This is a genomic window from Burkholderia sp. BCC1996, from assembly GCF_905339955.1.
GTDB lineage: Bacteria > Pseudomonadota > Gammaproteobacteria > Burkholderiales > Burkholderiaceae > Burkholderia.
In genome coordinates this window covers 1-16,657 of record NZ_CAJPHM010000036.1, presented here as the reverse complement: position 1 = coordinate 16,657, position 16,657 = coordinate 1, and the positions used below count along the sequence as shown (strand labels likewise).

The following is a 16,657-nucleotide window of genomic DNA, read 5'->3' as shown; positions in this document are numbered from 1 at the left end:
CATGTCAGTCGAGCCAGCCGCGCAGTCGCGCATGATCGAGGAAGCGATAGACGTCCGACGCGAGATCCGACGTGCTGAACAGCCGCTCGAGCTCGTCGATGATGTCGTCGAGCTCGCGCTTGCCGTCGCAGCGCGCGAGGATCTCGCCCGCGCTCGGGTTGAGCCGGACCATGCCTTCCGGATACAGGAGCACGTACGCATCCTGGGCCGCCTCCCACTGCAGGCGGTACATGCCCCTCAGCGCGGGGCGCAGCGGCACGCCGCTGACGGCTTCGTTGGAGTTCATGCGGGGTACGCCTTTTCAATCGCGTCGAGAATCGACCACAGCACATCCAGCTTGAACGACAGGATGTCGAGCGCGCGCCGTTGCGCGTCCGGTGTCGTGAAATGGCTCAGCGTCACCGCGAGCCCGTGTTCGACGTCGCGCTGCGCGAGCGGCACGCGGCTGCGGAAATACTGCAGCCCGTCCGCCTCGATCCACGGATAGTGGGACGGCCAGCCCGCGAGCCGGTCGAGGTGGATCTGCGGCGCGAACATCTCGGTCAGCGACGAGCACACGGCCTCCTGCCACGGCGCGTGCCGCGCGAAATTGACGTAGGCGTCGACCGCGAACCGCACGCCGGGCAGCACGTGCGCGAGCGACCACAGTTCCGAGCGCTCGATGCCGACCGCCTCGCCGAGCCGCGCCCAGGCCTCGATCCCGCCTTCCTGGCCGCCGTGACCGTCGTGGTCGAGAATCCGCTCGACCCACAGCCGGCGCGTGTCGCGGTCCGGGCAGTTGGACAGGATCGCCGCGTCCTTCAGCGGAATGCTGACCTGATAGTAGAAGCGGTTCGCGACCCAGCCGCGGATCTGCGCCGGCGAGCACGCGCCGGTGTTCAAGCGCCGGTTGAACGGATGATGGATGTGGTAGCGCGATTCGAGCGCGCGCAGGCGCGCCTCGAACTCCTGCGCACTCCAGGGCGTCGCGTGCAGCGCCGCGGCGGGAATCGGTGCGTTCATGGTCAGACCTCGAATTGCATGCCGTCGTGGGCGACCTCGATGCCGTGCTCGCGCAACTGCGCGCACTGCGCGGAACCGGGGTCGAGAATCGGATTCGTGTTGTTGATGTGCGTGAGGACCTTGCGCGTGTGCGCCGGCAACTGCCGCAGCTGCTCGATCATCCCCGGCCGCGCCGCGTCGCCGCACTGCGCGAGATGTCCCATGTCGGCCGCGTGCTTCGACGACAGGCCGAGGTCGATCATCTCGGTGCCGGTCCAGAAGGTGCCGTCCACCAGCACGAGATCGGCGTCGCGCATCGCCGCGCGTGCGCCGTCGTCGACATCGGCGAGCCCCGGCGCGTAGAACGCCCGCCGCCCGGTCGCCGTATCTTCGATCAGGAGTGCGATGTTGTCGCCCGGCACGCTCGCCTCGCGACGCGGCGAATACGGCGGCGGCTTGCTGTCGACCGGCACGGCGGTGAAGCGAAGGCCGCCGGCGCCCGCGATCGCGAACGGCTGGCCCGGCGCGATCGGGTGGACGTCGACCCCGCAGTAGTGGCCGAGCAGCGGCACGAGCGGCAGCCCGGTCGACAGGTCGTCGAGCACCGGTGCGCTCGCGTACAGCGGCAGCGGCGACGTGCGTTCGCGCAGCATCAGCAGGCCCGTCACGTGATCGATCTGCGCGTCGCACAGCACGACGGCGACGATCGCGCTGTCGCGGATCGCGCGGGCGGGCTGCAGGTCGGGGGCGGCGCGCAGTTGCGCGAGGATGTCCGGCGACGCGTTCACCAGCACCCAGTCGCTGCCGTCGCCGCTGACGGCGATCGACGATTGCGTGCGCGGCACGATGCCGTCGGTGCCGGCCCGCGCGCGACGGCAGTTGCCGCAGTTGCAGTTCCATTGCGGCAGCCCGCCGCCGGCGCCCGAGCCGAGTATCTTGATCTTCATCTGCGTGTGCTCCGGGTGCCGCCCGCATCGTGTCCGTCGATGCGGGCGGCACTGCGCGCGTCGATCAGCGGTTGGCGATGTACATCGTGATTTCGAAACCGAAACGCAGGTCGGTATAAGCCGGGGTGGTCCACTGCATGATGTGTCTCCTTGTTGAGTTGGTGAGTCGAACAAACCGCGTCGATCGAGCGGCCGATACCCATTCAGCAAGGAGCGTGCCGGGGCTGGATTTGCGTCGCGCGGCGGTGTGCGCAGGCGTGCGGCCACCGCCGGGTGGTCACGGCACCGGAATCCTTACGATTGACCGACATAAACATTTCAGAATCCGTCGAGCGACGGTTCACGATGCGCGCGGCCGGTGGAGCAAGTGTTGAATCCTTGAACACCGGGTGTTGCAACCTGACACACCGGTGTGACAGTCGCGGCTTCCGTCAGGGTTCGTCCGGCTCCAGCGCATCCGGCCCGGCGGCCGGCATCTTGCGGTAGATCGTGTTGCGCGACACGCCGAGCGCGCGTGCGGCGGCGGACACGTTGCCGCCATGACGCGCGAGCGCGGCCGCGATCGCGGATGCGGCGACGTCCTGCAACCGTGCATCACCGGCCGCGGCCGCGTTCGCGAACGCGGGCGCATCCGCTGCGAGCTGCTGCGGCGGCGCAGCGGCGCCCTGCGCCGCCGCGCCACTGTCGCGCCGCACGTCGTCGAAGAAGTCGTCCGGCAAATGCTCGCAGCGGATCTCGCAGTCGTCGTCGACCATCGCGGCCGCGGTGCGCAGCAGGTTCGCGAGCTGCCGGAAGTTGCCCGGCCACGCGCAACGCTCGAACAGCGCCATCACGTCGGGCGCGACGCTCAACGGCCGGCGGCCGGGCCCCGACAGCGTCTCCCGCTGCAGCATCTTCTGGACGACCACCGCGAGGTCCGTGCGGTCGCGCAGCGGCGGCAGCCGCACGACGAGGCCGTTGAGCCGGTAGTACAGGTCCTCGCGGAAGCGGTTCTGCGCGATCATCTCGCGCAGGTCGCGGTGGGTCGCGCAGATGATCGCGATGTCGACGCCGATCGCCTTCGTCGAGCCGAGCGGGTTGACGATGCGCTCCTGCAGCACGCGCAGCAGCCGCACCTGCAGCGGATACGGCATGTCGCCGATTTCGTCGAGAAACAGCGTGCCGCCGTTGGCCTGCAGCAGCTTGCCGGTCGCGCCCTTGCGGCGGGCGCCGGTAAACGCGCCCTCCTCATAGCCGAACAGTTCGGATTCGATCAGCGTCTCCGGAATCGACGCGCAGTTGACGGCGACGAACGGCCCGTCGCGGCGCGGCGAGTCGTTGTGGATCGCCTGCGCGAGCAGTTCCTTGCCGGTGCCGGTTTCGCCGGTGATCAGCACCGGAATGTCCTTGCCGATCACCTTGCGGACCTTCGCGATCACCGCCGCGACCTGCGGATCGCCGGTGTCGAGATAGCTGAGGCGCGACAGGCTCGCCGCGCCCTGCGCGGCAGGCGGCCGCGCGGCGGGAGCGGCGCCGTCGTGCACCTCGGCGGGCCGGCTGCCCTCGGCCCGCAACGCGCGCCGGAACTGCACACGCGCGCAGACCACCGCGCCGTTGCCGAGGTTCAGCGACACGTGCGGCTCGGTGCTCGCGCGCATCCGGTCGATCAGTTGCGCGCTCGTCACGTCGAACAGCGACGCGAGCGTATGCGCGCGCAGCGCGGCAAGCGGCATCCCGAGCTGGAACTGCGCGCTGCGGTTCGCCGACAGGAAGCGGCCATCCGCGGTGAACGCGACGATCCCTTCCATCAGCGTGCCGAGGAATTCGGGGCGGCCGTGGAACGACACCTGCAGCGTCTCCTGGAAGGTCGTCGTGAACAGGTGGTTCTCGATCATCTGCACCGACATCTTCGCGAGCGCCATCGTGTGCTGGTGATAGCTGCGGTGGTCGCCCGTCACGTCGAGCACGCCGATCGCGTCGCCGTACGGATCGAGAATCGGCACGCTCGAGCAGGTCAGGAAATGGTTCGCGGCCAGGAAGTGCTGGTCGCCGTGCACGACCATCGGACACAGCTCCGCGAGCGCGGTGCCGATCGCGTTGGTGCCCTGCCGGTTCTCGGCCCAGTTCGCGCCGGGGCGCAGCGCGACCCGCTCCGCGCGCCGCAGGAAGTCGTCGTCGCCGATCGAATGCAGGATCAGCCCTTCTGCATCGGTCAGCACGATCATGCTCTGCGTATTGACGATCTGCTCGTGCAGCGTCTCCATCACGGGCATCGCATGCACGCACAGCACGCGGTTCTGCTCGCGCTTGAGCGCCAGCGCGACGCCGGACAGCAGGTCGTAGTCGGGACGTGCCGACGCCTGCAGGCCGAACGTCTCGGACCGCTCATGGGACTTCTGGATCGTCGGCGTCGGCCAGCCGGGCGCATGCGTGGCCCGTGCGTTGGCCGTCGGATGAACGTCATCGCGCATTGTCTCCTCCGGGGATCCTTCCGGTCGTGCCGGACTCTTTGCCCTTGATGCAAGCAAACATCGGGCCACGACGGGATGCGCGCACGATCTGGTTTCGTTGCATCGCCGCGCCGACCGAAATTGAAAGGGAAATGAAATGACGGCACTGGCTTGCCGTCGATGCGGCGTCCCGAGCGCGTGATCGACGTGATAACGTGAAACGCACGCGTGCCGCCACCCGGACGAATCCCTATCTTCATCGCCGGCGCGAATCTGGCTTCATACGGGTCGAGCGCGGCCGCATCGTGCGATTGCCTTTCCCTCTCCGTCTATACCCGGCCGACATGTCGCCATCACGCAGCCCCCGCTCCGCCCTCCCCGTGCGCCGCCTGTCCCGCGATGCATGCACGATCGCGTGGACCGAAGCCGGCGATCCGCGCGGCGCTCCGGTCGTCGTGCTGCACGGCGGGCCCGGCAGCGGCAGCCGGCCGGCCGTGCTGCGCCTGTTCGACCTGACGCGCACACGCGTCGTGCTGGTCGACCAGCGCGGCGCGGGTGCATCGACGCCGCGCGGCGGCCTGCGTCACAACGACACGATGCAGCTAATCGGCGATCTCGACGCGCTGCGCGCGCGGCTCGGCATCGCACGCTGGGGCGTCGTCGGCGGGTCGTGGGGCGCGGCGCTCGCGCTCGCCTACGCGGGACGGCATCCATCGCGCGTCACCGGCGTCGTGCTGCGCGGGTTGTTCCTCACGTCGTCGCGCGAAGTGCGCGGCCTGTTCGTCGGTGCACGCGCACGCGCGCCGCGGGCCTGGCAGCGCCTGACGGCCGCCGCCGGCACCGCGCGCGCCGATCGCCTGATCGCCTGCTGCGCGCGGCGTCTCCAGCCGGGCGCCGGCACGGCGCGGCAGCGCGCGGTCGCGCTCGCATGGAACGCGTATGAAGACGCGATCCTGACCGGGCGGCCGGCGCGCGGCGCGCGGCCGACGCAGGCCGCGATCGACCGGCTGATCGACAAGTACCGGATCCAGGCGCACTACCTGCAACGCCATTGCTGGCTCGGCGAACGCCGCTTGCTGGCGCTCGCCCGGCAGGCCGCGCAAGCCGGCGTGCCGATACATGCAGTGCACGGCACGCGCGACCGCGTGTGCCCGGTCGACAACGTCGATCGACTCGCGCGCGCGGTGCCGGCCGCCATCGTCGAGCGCGTGCCGGCCGGGCATCTCGCGAGCGATGCTGCGCTCGCGCGTGGCGTCGCTCGCGCGGTACGCAAGATGCTCGACTTCACGGCAGCAGCCGCACCGCACTGCGCCGAGCCGCCCGTTCAGTCCCACGCATAGCGCGCGCCGACCCACGCGCCGCGCGGCGCGCCCGGCCCGACGAACTGTTCGTTGACGGCATTGAGCCCGTCGAACGAATGGTTCGGACCGTTGAAGAAGTTCCGGCCGAGCATCCCGAAGCTCGCATAGCGCTTGTCGAGCAGGTTGGTGACCGACGCGAACAGTTGCAGCTGCTTCGTGACCTGCCAGGTCGTATCGAGGTCGATGAGGAAATACCCGGGCACCTTGCCGTTCACATCCTGGTTGTTCTCGTCGCCGCGCGCGAACACGCCGCTGCGATAGGTGATGCGGGTGCCGACGGTCCACGTCGGCGTCGCCGCATAGTCGAGCCTCAGCTTCACGGTGCTCGACGGAATCCCGGGAATGCGGTCGCCGGAGCGGACGACGATGTTGCCGCGCGCATCGGCGCTCGAATTGCTCGCGCTGTTTTCGGTCCACGTCGAGCGGTAGCTGGCGTCGACATAGCTGTAGCTGACGCCGATGCCGAGCGGCCCGAGCCGCGTATGGCCCGCGAGTTCGAAGCCTTGCCGGCGCGTCTTGCCGACGTTCTGGAAATAACCGAGCGTGCTCGCGCCGCCGTTGCTGCTGATGAACTGGATGTCGTCGTCGAGCGTGGTGCGGTAGACGGCCGCGCTCCACGTCGTCGCCTGGCCCACCCGGCCGCGCGCGCCCAGCTCGATCGTCTTCGCGATCACGGGCTTCAGTGCCGGATCGGCGAGAAAGTCGTTCGGCAACGAGCACGGCGCGGCCGGATCGGCGCACGCGAGCTCGATCGCGGTCGGCGAGCGCATCCCTTCGTTGTACGTCGCATATGCGGTGAAGCCCGGCGCCGGATTCCACGTGACGCCGACGGCCGGATTGAACCGCGCGAACGTATGGCGCGCGGTGAGCAGCGGCTGCAGGCCGCTCACGTCCTCGATCGCCGCGCGCGACACGTTGTAGCGCCCGGCCAGCGTCAGCGACCATTGGCGCGTCAGCGCGAGCGTGTCGTCGAAGTAGACGCCGTAGTTCGCGTTGCGCGTCTTCGCGCGCGTCGTCTGCGTGAAGTCGCCGATGCCGACCGTCGCGCGCGTGGCCGTGAACATCGCATCCTGCGACGATTGCTCGAACCCCGAGTTCGCGAGATCGGCGGATGCGCCCGCCACGAACTGGTTGTCCATGCCGGCGAGCTTGCCGAGCAGCGTCAGCTGCAGGTTCGCGCCGTAGCTGTCGGTCGCGATCACCGAGCGGGCGTTGGCTGCCTGCACGGTGTCGGTGGCGCCGCTGCCGTCGACGCTGCCGAAATCGTCGTTCACGTTGCTGCTGATGTTGGTGTTGCGATAGTGCCGGTAATAGACGTTGCCGCTCAGCTGCACGTGGTCGCTGAACGAATGGTCGCCCGCCACGGTGACGTACGCGGCGCTGTTGCGGTTCAGGTCGGGATAGGTGTAGGCCTGCGCGCGATTGTCGAGAAACGTGCGCGGAATCGTCTGCGAGCCCTGCAGCGCGTTGTCCGCGCCGCCGGCCGAGATCGACAGCGTCGTATCGGCGTCCGTGTAGCGCAGCTTGCCGAAGCCCTGCCGCACGCGGCTCGCGTTGTGATCGGCCCAGCCGTTGTCGTTCGCGACGTTGCCCGTCACGTAATAGTCGAGGTGGCTGCCGATGCGCCCGCCCTGCTCGATCTGCGCGGTCTTGCGTCCCCACGATCCGATCGATACCTGCGCGGCGCCGCCCGGGCTCGTCCTGCCGTTCTTCGTCGTGATCGCGAGCGCGCCGCCGAGCGTGTTGAGGCCGTAGGTCGGATTGGAACCGGGGATCAGCTGCATCGTGTCGATCGCCGCTTGCGGGATCAGATCCCAGTTCACGACGTCGCCGAACGGCTCGTTGACGCGCACGCCGTCGACGAATACCGACAGCCCCTGCGGCGTGCCGACGACCGGCGACGCGGTGAAGCCGCGGTAGTTCACATCCGTCTGGTACGGATTGCCCTGTGCCTCGTTGATGTCGACGCTCGAGACGTTCTTCTCGAAGTAGTCGGTCAGCACGCTGTCGTGCTGGCGCGCGAGGTCCTCGCCGCGAATCGTCTGCACGTTGGCCGGCACGCGCGAGAGCGGCGTGCCGATCCCGAGCAGCGGCGTCGTGCCGACGACGACGATCGGCGCGAGCGTCGGCGCATCGGCGTTGCCGGCCGGTTCGACCTGCGCCGACGCGGGCGCGAGCCAGCCGCCGAGCATGCCGCCGAAGCACAGCGTCACGCCCGTGCGCCGAGCGGCGAAGCGGCGCTTCGCACCATCGGTTTCCTTCATCTCCACGTCTCCTATTTTCTTGTCGTCGTGTCGTTATATCGTTGTCCGTATCGACAGGTCGGCGCTCATCTCCGCCGCCCTCGTTCGCTTCATGGCGCCGGCCCCGCAGCGCCGTCCGCCGTCGCGATCGCGACATGCGCGACACGCGCGCGTCCGATCGACGCGATGACGCCGGCCACGGTGCCGAACGGCTCGTTGCGGTCCGCGTGCAGGCTCACGCTCGTCTGCGGGTCGTGCGCGACGCGGCGTGCCAGCACCGCTTCGACCTCGGCCGGCGTGGCCGGCGTGCCGTCGATCCGGATCGCACCGTGCGCGTCGACGGTCACGGTGACGGTCGCTGCACGCGGGTCGCGCGCGGGCGCGGCTGCCTTCGGCAGATCGACGCGGATCGCATGCGTCATCAGCGGCGCAGCGACCATGAAGATCACCAGCAACACGAGGACGACGTCCACGAGCGGCGTCACGTTGATCTCGCCGAGCGGTTCGCCCGCGTCGGCTTCGCGCTCGTCCGTTCTCATACGGCCGCCCGGCGCGCGCCCGCACCGTTCGCTGCCGGCAGCGCGGCATGCACCGGCGCGTCGATCCGGAAGCGGCGCTGTTCGGCCAGCGCGATCAGGTCCTGCCCGAACTCGTCGAGCCCGGCCGTCACGGTCTTGAGCTGCCGCAGGAACAGGTTGTAAGCCAGCACCGCCGGAATCGCGACGCCGATCCCGATCCCGGTCGCGACCAGCGCCTGGCCGATCGGCCCCGCGATCGCATCGATGCCGTTCGTGGCCGACGCCGTCATCGACTGCAACGTGTGGACGATGCCGAACACGGTGCCGAACAGTCCGACGAACGGCGCGACGTTCGCAATCGACGCGAGCACGGTGAGCCCGCGCTCGAGCGGCCGCCGCTCGCGCCGGATCGCGCGCGCGAGCGTGCGTTCGAGCAGGTCGCGGCGGTCCCACGCAACCAATGTGGCCGGGGCGTGCGGCTCGGGTGCGTCGAGATCGCGCAATGCGGCGCACACGGCGCGCTGCAGGCGCGCGTTGGAGCTGGCGGCCGCCTCGTCGTCCGTCGGCATCGACAGTGCCGCTTTGCCGCAGCCCGTGGCAAAGCGGCGATTGCCGAGCGCGACGCGCGCATACAGCAGCGCCTTGACGACGATCAGCGTCCAGGTGAGCGCCGACAGCACCGCAAGAAGCGCAAACGCACTGACAACCGCGTAGTGGATGTAGTCAGGCATGAAGGACTCCCTAGTTTCCGAGTTTGAACACGACCGGCACCCTGACCCAGCCGTCGATCGATTCCGTGCCGCGTTTCGCCGGCACGAAGCGCCATTCCGTGACCGCCGCGACGGCCGCCTCGTCGAGCGCGTCGTGTCCGCTGCTCGCCGACAGCAGGACCTGGTCGGGCCGGCCGCTCGCAAGCACATGCACGTTCAGCAATGTGGTGCCTTCCCAGCCGCGCCGCTGCGCGACGTCCGGATAGTCGGGCGCGGGATTGCGCAGGTACGCCGCCGCGAACCGCGGTGCGGTAACGGGTTCGGGCGCGGTTGCCGATGGTGCGGCGGGCGCCGCGTGCGCAGGCACCGTCGCGGTATCGGCCGATGCGTGTGCGGCGGCCGGCGACGCCGGTTCCGGTACCGCCCCGGCTCGCTGCAATTCGCCGTCCGGCCGCGCCACGGCGGTTGCGGCCGGGGGCCGGCGCGAAGGACTTGTGCGATCGACCCGACGCGGCACCGTCGGGTTCGGCCGAATCTCCCGAGGCATGACCGTTTCGCGGCGCGCATGCGAAGGCCCGTGCACGGGAGGAACCGGTGTTGCGCGATCCGTACGGCGCTGCTCGCCCGGTACGGCCACCCGCGCGGATTCGCTCGCGTCCACCTCGACGGCGAGCGGACGAGGCAGCGTCGGGCGTGCAGCGGGCACCCACGCATGCCACAGCGCGATCGTGATGGCCGCATGGACGGCGAATACCGCCAGCGCAACCGCGTGCAGCGGTTCGCGTGCGCGCGCGGCCTGCGACACCGCACTCGTCGCCGCGTCCGTGCCGACCGGCTCGATACCGTATGCGAGCGCGACCACGCGGCGGCGGTCGGACCTGCGGTCGGCATCGAACGGCATCGGGACAGGCATGGTGGTTTCTCGCTGCGCGGAATCGTTGCCGGTTCGAACGGCAAGAAGCATGCCGATACCCGCATCGCCCGGCCGGCGCCGGTCGGAGCCGCCACGCGTCGATATGCAACCGCCGACCTGTTGCAGTTCGTGCCACCGCTGTTGCACCTGTGTCAATTTGGATCAACGGTACGGCGCTCGCGCAGTCGTATGCGCGAGCGTCGTTCGGATCGAGCGCGCCGCCGCGGGCGCGCGGTCCGTTGCATGCGTGCGTCGCACCGGGTAACGGCGCGCCATCGACTCACACAGTCGACGACGATCGCCGTCCCTGCGCCGCACCGTCATCCATTCAGGCATGCCCTCGCGCATGACCGCCGCGATTGGCCGTGCGCCACGTATCGCATGCACGCGGCTCCCGTCCGCTCACGGCGTTGTCATGTTTCGCAACACTCGGCCCGCGGCTGTCCCCGAACGCAACACCCGCGGATCACCCGCGCCGCGCCGCCCACGTCGCCGCAACGCGCGCAATCGGCCGCTGCGCCTTGCGCGGCAAGGCGCGCGCCGCAGTGGCATGCGATTTGCGTGAATGGCTGCGCACTGGACCCGGATCCCCACCCTGCCGGCCCGGCCATGTGTTGGCCGCGGTGCGACCACAATGACTCAGGAGACAACCATGAAAAAACTCTCGGCTTCGACGAGCCGACTGGCAACGATCGGCATCGCGGCGGCTGCCGCGATCGCCTTGAATCCCGGCCTGGTGGACGCTGCCGCGGATTATCCGGCCGTCACGTACCAGCGGCTCACGGATGCGCAACGCGATCCGGGCTGGCTCACCTACTACCGCACGTACAGCGGCCAGGCGCATTCGCCGCTCAAGCAGATCGACGCGTCGAACGTGAAGCAGCTCACGCAGGCGTGGAGCTACAAGTTTCCGGCCGAGCTGAAGCAGGGTTTCGAGGCCACGCCGATCGTCAACGGCCGCTACCTGTTCGTGACCACGCCGAAGGACAACGTGTACGCGTTCGACGCGGCCACCGGCGCGCAGCTGTGGAAATACGAACCGAAGCTCGGCGCGGAATCGTTCAAGACGGCCTGCTGCGACGTCGTGAACCGCGGCGTCGCGCTGTACGGCAAGAACGTCTACGTCGCGATGCTGAGCGGCGAGGTGGCCGCGCTCGACGCGCAGACCGGCGCGCTCGTGTGGAAGAAGCAGATGTTCGAGCCGGGGCTCGGCTACGCGTTCTCGCTCGCCCCGCTCGCGCTCGACGGCGCGATCGTGGTCGGCAGCTCGGGCGGCGAATACGGCGCACGCGGCTTCATCGCGGCGCTCAGCCCGAACGACGGCACGCTGCTGTGGAAGCGCTTCACGATCCCCGGCCAGGGCGAGAAGCACGCCGATACCTGGCCCGACGGCATGCAGGCGCACGGCGGCGCACCGGCCTGGCTGACCGGCACCTACGACGCCGCGACGCGCACGCTGTACTGGGGCGTCGGCAACCCGGGGCCGTGGCTCGCGGACCTGCGGCCGGGCGACAACCTGTACTCCGATTCGCTGCTCGCGCTGGATCCGAAGAACGGCGACCTCAAGTGGCACTACCAGTACACGAAGCACGACACCTGGGACTACGACGGCGTCAACACGCCGGTGCTCGCGACGATCAAGTACAAGGGCAAGGAACACGACGCGATCGTCCATGCCGACCGCAACGGCTACTTCCATGCGATCGACCGCGACACCGGCAAGCTGATCTATGCGGAGCCGTTCGTGAAGGCGACGTCGGTCACCGGCTACACGGAAGACGGCGCGCCGATCCAGGATCCCGCGAAGTATCCGAAGGTCGGCACGACGATCGACACGTGCCCGAGCTTCCTCGGCGGCAAGAACTGGTGGTCGATGTCGTACGACCCCGTGCGCCATCTCGCGATCGTCCCGGCGCTGCATGCGTGCATGAGCCTGTCGGGCAAGTCGGTCAACTACATGGAAGGGCTGCCGTATCTCGGCGAAGGCTTCGAGATCAAGCCGGAGCCGGGCAGCGAAGGCTACGGCGAACTCCAGGCGATCGACGTGAACACCGGCAAGAAGGTGTGGAGCCACTGGAGCAAGCTGCCGTGGAACGGCGGCGTCGCGACGACCGCGAGCGGCCTCGCGTTCAGCGGCTCGCTCGACGGCCACTTGTACGCGTTCGACGTGTCGACCGGCAAGGTGCTGTGGGAGAGCCCGAAGCTCGCGAGCGGGATCATCGCGCAGCCGTCCGTCTTCGAAGTCAACGGCAAGGAGTACGTAGCAGTGCTCGCCGGCTACGGCGGCGCCAACCCGATCTGGGGCGGCCCGATGGCCAAGGCGGCGGACGACGTGCCGCGCGGCGGCACGCTGTACGTGTTCGCCCTCGACCGCGGCTGACCGACGTCCGTTCAACCGCATCGCACCCGCGCCGCCGGCGCGGGTGCCGCCTCCCTTCTCCTTTTCAACCGAGCGTACGATCATGAACCTCCGACTTTCCCGCCTCGCCGTGGCCAGTGCGCTCGCGGCAGGCACGGCGCTGACCCCGGTGCCGTCCACGGCCGCGACGGCGGTACGCGTCTGCTCGCTGCCCGGCACACCGACGGTCGCGCTCGACAAGGCCGTCGCCCGCGACGTGTTCCGCACGGCCGGCATCGCCGCCAGCTTCGCCGCACACGACGCAGGCGGCAGCGACGACGACGGCGTATCCGCACACGAACTCGCCGGCATCCTCGAACGCGATTGCGACGTGCTCGCCGGCTTCCCGCGCTCGGCCATCGCCGACGCATCCGACACGAAGCTGCTGTTCTCGCAGGGCTACCTGCGCTCGGGCTACGTGAGCGTCACGCGCCGCGATGCCGGCACGCCGGCGGCCGGCCGGGAAATCGTCGCGGCCACCTACGCGAGCCCCGCGCAACTGATCGCGGTGCAGCAGAAGAACGCGCGCTTCGATCTCGAGAACACGTCCGAGCAAACGATCGACGCGCTCGCCCGCGGCCGCGCGCATCGCGCGATCGTCTGGTATCCGGCGGTCGTCGCGTACCAGGCCGCGCATCCGAAACAGGCGTTCCGCATCGGCGCGACCTCGTCGCCGTATGCGGAGTGGCAGCTCACGTTCGCGTTCGCGCCGCGCTCGGCCGCGTTGCAGCAGCGGATCGACGCGGCACTCACGCAGATGAAGGACAACGGCCGGCTGGCCGCGCTGACCCGCAAGTGGGCGCTGCCCGGCAGCGCGCTCGAAGCACACGAGTCGCGCACGCCGTCGCGTTTCCTCGACGGCGCGACGGCGAGCGCAGGCCGCGCGCCCGGTAGCCTGCTGCGCGCGCGCAACGTGCCCGCAGGCGGCTTCATCCGCGTCGCCGCGAGCACCGGCGACGCCGCGCCGACGTTCGACGCCGTCCAGGTCGCACACGGCAAGGAAATCTACGGCAATGCGTGCGCGAAGTGCCACGGCGCCGATCTCGAAGGCAACACCGCGCCCGCGCTGAGCGGCCCGTCGTTCGCGCCGCTGTCGCATTCGCACCTGACGATCGGCGGCGTGTTCGGCTACATGGCGACCAACATGCCGGCGGACCAGCCCGGCAAGCTGAAGGACGAAGACTACGCGGACCTGATGGCCTTCCTGCTCGCGTCGAACGGCTATGCCGCCGGCAAGAGCAAGTTGACAGCGGACACCGCCCACGCGTCGACCGCGCCGCTCGTCGCCGGTCCCGCGGCGCACAAGGACGCGAGCCAGTAACACCGGGCCAGCGGCTCCGCCACGCGATGCGGGCCGCGCCCTTCCCCACGATTTCATCTTCACCAGGAAACGACCGTGACGTACCCGACCTCCCGCAGAACCTTCATCATCCATACCATCGGCCTGTGCGCGACGCTCGCCGCCGCACGCACGGCACTCGCGGCGCCACCGCTCGTCGACGAGAACGACGCCGCCGCGAAGACGCTCGGCTATCGTGCGCATGCGTCCAGCGTCGACGCCGCGCAGTTCCCGAAATACCAGGCCGGCCAGCGCTGCGTCAACTGCCGCTTCTACAAGGGCGAAGCGGCGGATGCCGCCGGCACGTGTCCGATGTTCGGCGGCAAGCTGGTCGCGGCGGACGGCTGGTGCAACGTGTATGCGAAGCGCGCGTGACGCGTCGCGCGACGGGATGCCGGCGGCGCGGCACGCACCGGCGCCCGCGGCCGGCATCGACGACGGCGCGCCGCCGCACGCCGTCGCGCATCTGCACGCGCTGATCGCGACCGGCCTGTCGCGCGGCTTCGTCACGCGCGGCGACATCATCGACGCGCTGCCCGACGACGATGCGGGCGACAGCGGCATCGATGCCGCCGCCGCGATGCTCGCCGAACTCGGCATCGCGGTGTGCGACAGCGCCGATACCGCGAGCGGCTGGACGCTCGACCGCTACTTCCGGCCCGCGCCGCCCGCGCGTGCATGGGCCGACGGCGCCGGCACGCTCTCCGCGGCCGACCTGCTCACGCCGCGCACGACCGACCCGGTCCGGCTGTACCTGCGCGAGATGGGCACGACACCGCTCCTCACGCGCGACGAGGAATTCGCGTACGCGCAGCGCATCGAGCGCGGCCGCGCGGCGTCGGTCGCGGTGCTGTGCGGCGATCCCGATGCACTCGACGCGCTGGTGTCGATCCGCACCGAGATCGCCGAATGCCGGACCGCCGCATCGACCTACGTGATCTTTCTCGCCGACGGCCCGCGCGACGATCGACCGGCGGACAGAGTCGATGCGGACGCTTCGCCCGCTTCCACCGGCGAACCCGCACGCGACGACGAAACGCCACCGGAGGATTCGGCCTGGCGCAACGCCGTGGTGGCACGGCTCGCCCGCATCGACGCGCTCGCCGGCGGCATGCGCGCGGCGCTGCTGTCGGGCGGCACCGCTTCCGCCGCGTATCGCGCGCAAGTCCGCGACGTCGCGGCGCTGCTCGGCACGGTGAGCCTGTCCGCCCGCGCACTCGAACGGATGAGCGAACCGTTGCGCAAGCGCGCGTGCCGGCAGCGCGCGCTGCGGGGCCGGCTGGCGCGGATGCTGGCCGACGTGGGCGTCCCGCCGTCGTTTGCACGGTCGACCGACGACGACCACGCGGGCTGGCTCGCGTCGTGCATCGCCGCCCGTCCGGCCTGCGGGCCGACGCTGACGCGGCGCGCGGCCGAGTTCGTCGACGCACGCGCCGCGATCGTGCGCGATGCCCCGACGTCGGCACTGCCGCCCGGTGCGACCGCGTCGCTCGATGCGCGGCTCGCTGCGATCGAGCGCGCGATGCAGCCGGCGAGGACCGGACTGTTCGACGCGAACCTTCGCCTCGTCGTGTCGATCGCAAAGCGCTATCCCGATCGCGGGCTGCCGTTCGCCGACCTGATCCAGGAAGGCAACATCGGCCTGTTGAAGGCCATCGAGCGCTACGACTACCGGCGCGGTTTCCGCTTCTCGACCTACGCGACCTGGTGGATCCGGCAGGCGATCACGCATGCGCTCGCCGACCTCGGCCGCACGATCCGCGTGCCGACGCATACGGTCGACGCGCTGAACAAGCTGTCGCGGCTCGCGCGCGAACATCGGCAACGCGTGGGCACGGCCGCGACGCCGGCCGAACTGGCCGTCCACATGGGCGAGCCGGTCGACAAGGTGCGCGACCTGATGGCGATCGTGAAGGAGCCGGTGTCGGCGGACTTGCCGGTCTCGCCGGAAGGCGACATGACGTTCGCCGACGTCGCGCCGGACCTGTCGTCGCCGTCACCCGAAGACGCGGCCGGCGCCGCCCAGTTGCGCCATACGATCGCTGCCGCGATCGACCGGCTGCCGCCGCGCGAGGCGACGGTCCTGCGGTTGCGCTACGGACTGCACGCGGACGAAGGCTGCTCGCTGCGCGACATCGGCCGCCAGTTGAACCTGTCCGCGGAACGCGTGCGGCAGATCGAGGCGTCGGCGCTCGCGCGGCTTCGCGCATCCGACGCGCTCGGCACGCTCCGGTCGTTCATCGCGTAGCGCGGCGTCCGGCCAGCGGCGTGCACGCCGCGCATCGTGTGCCGTGTTGACGCCTGCAACACCCGCTGCTGCATTTCGACGCAACGCGCAGGCCGGCAAGTGCACCGAGTTCCCGGTCTTTTTATGCTTTGCACTGCATATCGATCTGCGTGAACCGCACTGCAACGCGCACGCACGCCGCTGCGGCCGAATACCCGCGCGACTGGCATGCAAGTTGCGTTTCAACAGTCAGGCCGCACACCAACGATTTCCACGGAGAACACCTTGACTGCCCTCGTATCGATCCTGCAGGAACACCGAATCTTCGAACCGTCGGCCGACGCACGCGAGCGCGCCAACATCTCCGGCATGCCGGCCTACCGTGCACTGGCCGCCGAGGCCGAGCAGGATTACGAAGGCTTCTGGGCGCGTCTCGCGCGCGAGGGCCTCAGCTGGCACAAGCCGTTCACGAAGGTGCTCGACGAGAGCGACGCGCCGTTCTACAAGTGGTTCGACGACGGCGAACTCAACGCGTCGTACAACTGCCTCGACCGCCACGTCGAAGCCGGCAACGGCGAGCGCGTCGCCGTG

At 69.8% G+C, this 16,657-nt stretch carries 15 protein-coding genes; 6 read left to right on the top strand and 9 right to left on the bottom strand.

Translation table 11 applies throughout. The features are described 5' to 3' along the window. Positions 1-4 precede the first annotated feature (4 nt). The 5 genes from pqqD to U4Z64_RS33435 all read right to left on the bottom strand — a co-directional run bounded on the left by pqqD (position 5) and on the right by U4Z64_RS33435 (position 4,378). On the bottom strand, positions 5-286 hold the full coding sequence (gene pqqD / locus U4Z64_RS33455) for a pyrroloquinoline quinone biosynthesis peptide chaperone PqqD (protein WP_044849078.1): 282 nt from the start codon (positions 284-286) through the stop codon (positions 5-7). Further along, positions 283-1,002, bottom strand: a complete 720-nt coding sequence (pqqC, locus tag U4Z64_RS33450) for a pyrroloquinoline-quinone synthase PqqC (protein WP_124523765.1) — start codon at positions 1,000-1,002, stop codon at positions 283-285. The genes pqqD and pqqC overlap by 4 nt, the downstream gene beginning before the upstream one ends. A 2-nt stretch (positions 1,003-1,004) precedes the next feature. Next, positions 1,005-1,928, bottom strand: a complete 924-nt coding sequence (gene pqqB / locus U4Z64_RS33445) for a pyrroloquinoline quinone biosynthesis protein PqqB (RefSeq protein WP_321822234.1) — start codon at positions 1,926-1,928, stop codon at positions 1,005-1,007. 64 nt (positions 1,929-1,992) lie between these two features. Beyond that, positions 1,993-2,067 carry a pyrroloquinoline quinone precursor peptide PqqA gene (pqqA, locus tag U4Z64_RS33440; RefSeq protein WP_006410019.1) on the bottom strand — a complete coding sequence of 25 codons (75 nt, stop codon included), beginning with the start codon at positions 2,065-2,067 and terminating at the stop codon, positions 1,993-1,995. Between the two features lie 292 nt (positions 2,068-2,359). After that, the gene (locus tag U4Z64_RS33435) at positions 2,360-4,378 is read right to left on the bottom strand and encodes a sigma-54-dependent Fis family transcriptional regulator (RefSeq protein WP_321822233.1); all 2,019 of its coding nucleotides are present in this window, start codon (positions 4,376-4,378) and stop codon (positions 2,360-2,362) included. A 323-nt stretch (positions 4,379-4,701) separates the two neighbouring features. Between U4Z64_RS33435 and U4Z64_RS33430 the strand changes: the two genes are divergently transcribed. After that, the gene (locus tag U4Z64_RS33430; RefSeq protein ID WP_321822232.1) at positions 4,702-5,697 is read left to right on the top strand and encodes an alpha/beta fold hydrolase; all 996 of its coding nucleotides are present in this window, start codon (positions 4,702-4,704) and stop codon (positions 5,695-5,697) included. Here the strand turns inward: U4Z64_RS33430 and U4Z64_RS33425 are convergent. From U4Z64_RS33425 to U4Z64_RS33410, 4 genes are all read right to left on the bottom strand, one after another. Continuing rightward, on the bottom strand, positions 5,682-7,982 hold the full coding sequence (locus tag U4Z64_RS33425) for a TonB-dependent receptor (protein WP_321822231.1): 2,301 nt from the start codon (positions 7,980-7,982) through the stop codon (positions 5,682-5,684). The genes U4Z64_RS33430 and U4Z64_RS33425 overlap by 16 nt on opposite strands. 89 nt (positions 7,983-8,071) lie before the next feature. Then, positions 8,072-8,500, bottom strand: coding sequence for a biopolymer transporter ExbD (locus tag U4Z64_RS33420; RefSeq protein ID WP_321822230.1), 429 nt, complete (start codon positions 8,498-8,500; stop codon positions 8,072-8,074). Continuing rightward, positions 8,497-9,210 (bottom strand): MotA/TolQ/ExbB proton channel family protein, encoded by a 714-nt coding sequence (locus tag U4Z64_RS33415; RefSeq protein ID WP_321822229.1) that lies wholly within the window; start codon positions 9,208-9,210, stop codon positions 8,497-8,499. Before U4Z64_RS33415 ends, U4Z64_RS33420 begins: the two co-directional genes overlap by 4 nt. A gap of 10 nt (positions 9,211-9,220) precedes the next feature. Then, positions 9,221-10,102 (bottom strand): energy transducer TonB, encoded by an 882-nt coding sequence (locus U4Z64_RS33410; RefSeq protein ID WP_321822228.1) that lies wholly within the window; start codon positions 10,100-10,102, stop codon positions 9,221-9,223. 652 nt (positions 10,103-10,754) lie between these two features. Between U4Z64_RS33410 and U4Z64_RS33405 the strand changes: the two genes are divergently transcribed. From U4Z64_RS33405 to U4Z64_RS33385, 5 genes are all read left to right on the top strand, one after another. After that, positions 10,755-12,482, top strand: a complete 1,728-nt coding sequence (locus U4Z64_RS33405; protein WP_321822227.1) for a methanol/ethanol family PQQ-dependent dehydrogenase — start codon at positions 10,755-10,757, stop codon at positions 12,480-12,482. A gap of 82 nt (positions 12,483-12,564) precedes the next feature. After that, the gene (locus U4Z64_RS33400) at positions 12,565-13,821 is read left to right on the top strand and encodes a c-type cytochrome (protein ID WP_321822226.1); all 1,257 of its coding nucleotides are present in this window, start codon (positions 12,565-12,567) and stop codon (positions 13,819-13,821) included. 75 nt (positions 13,822-13,896) lie between these two features. Further along, the gene (locus U4Z64_RS33395; protein ID WP_321803630.1) at positions 13,897-14,214 is read left to right on the top strand and encodes a high-potential iron-sulfur protein; all 318 of its coding nucleotides are present in this window, start codon (positions 13,897-13,899) and stop codon (positions 14,212-14,214) included. Beyond that, positions 14,198-16,087, top strand: a complete 1,890-nt coding sequence (locus U4Z64_RS33390; RefSeq protein ID WP_415750618.1) for a sigma-70 family RNA polymerase sigma factor — start codon at positions 14,198-14,200, stop codon at positions 16,085-16,087. The genes U4Z64_RS33395 and U4Z64_RS33390 overlap by 17 nt, the downstream gene beginning before the upstream one ends. Before the next feature lie 207 nt (positions 16,088-16,294). After that, on the top strand, positions 16,295-16,657 hold a 363-nt coding region (locus U4Z64_RS33385), incomplete at its 3' end, for an acetyl-coenzyme A synthetase N-terminal domain-containing protein (RefSeq protein ID WP_415750617.1).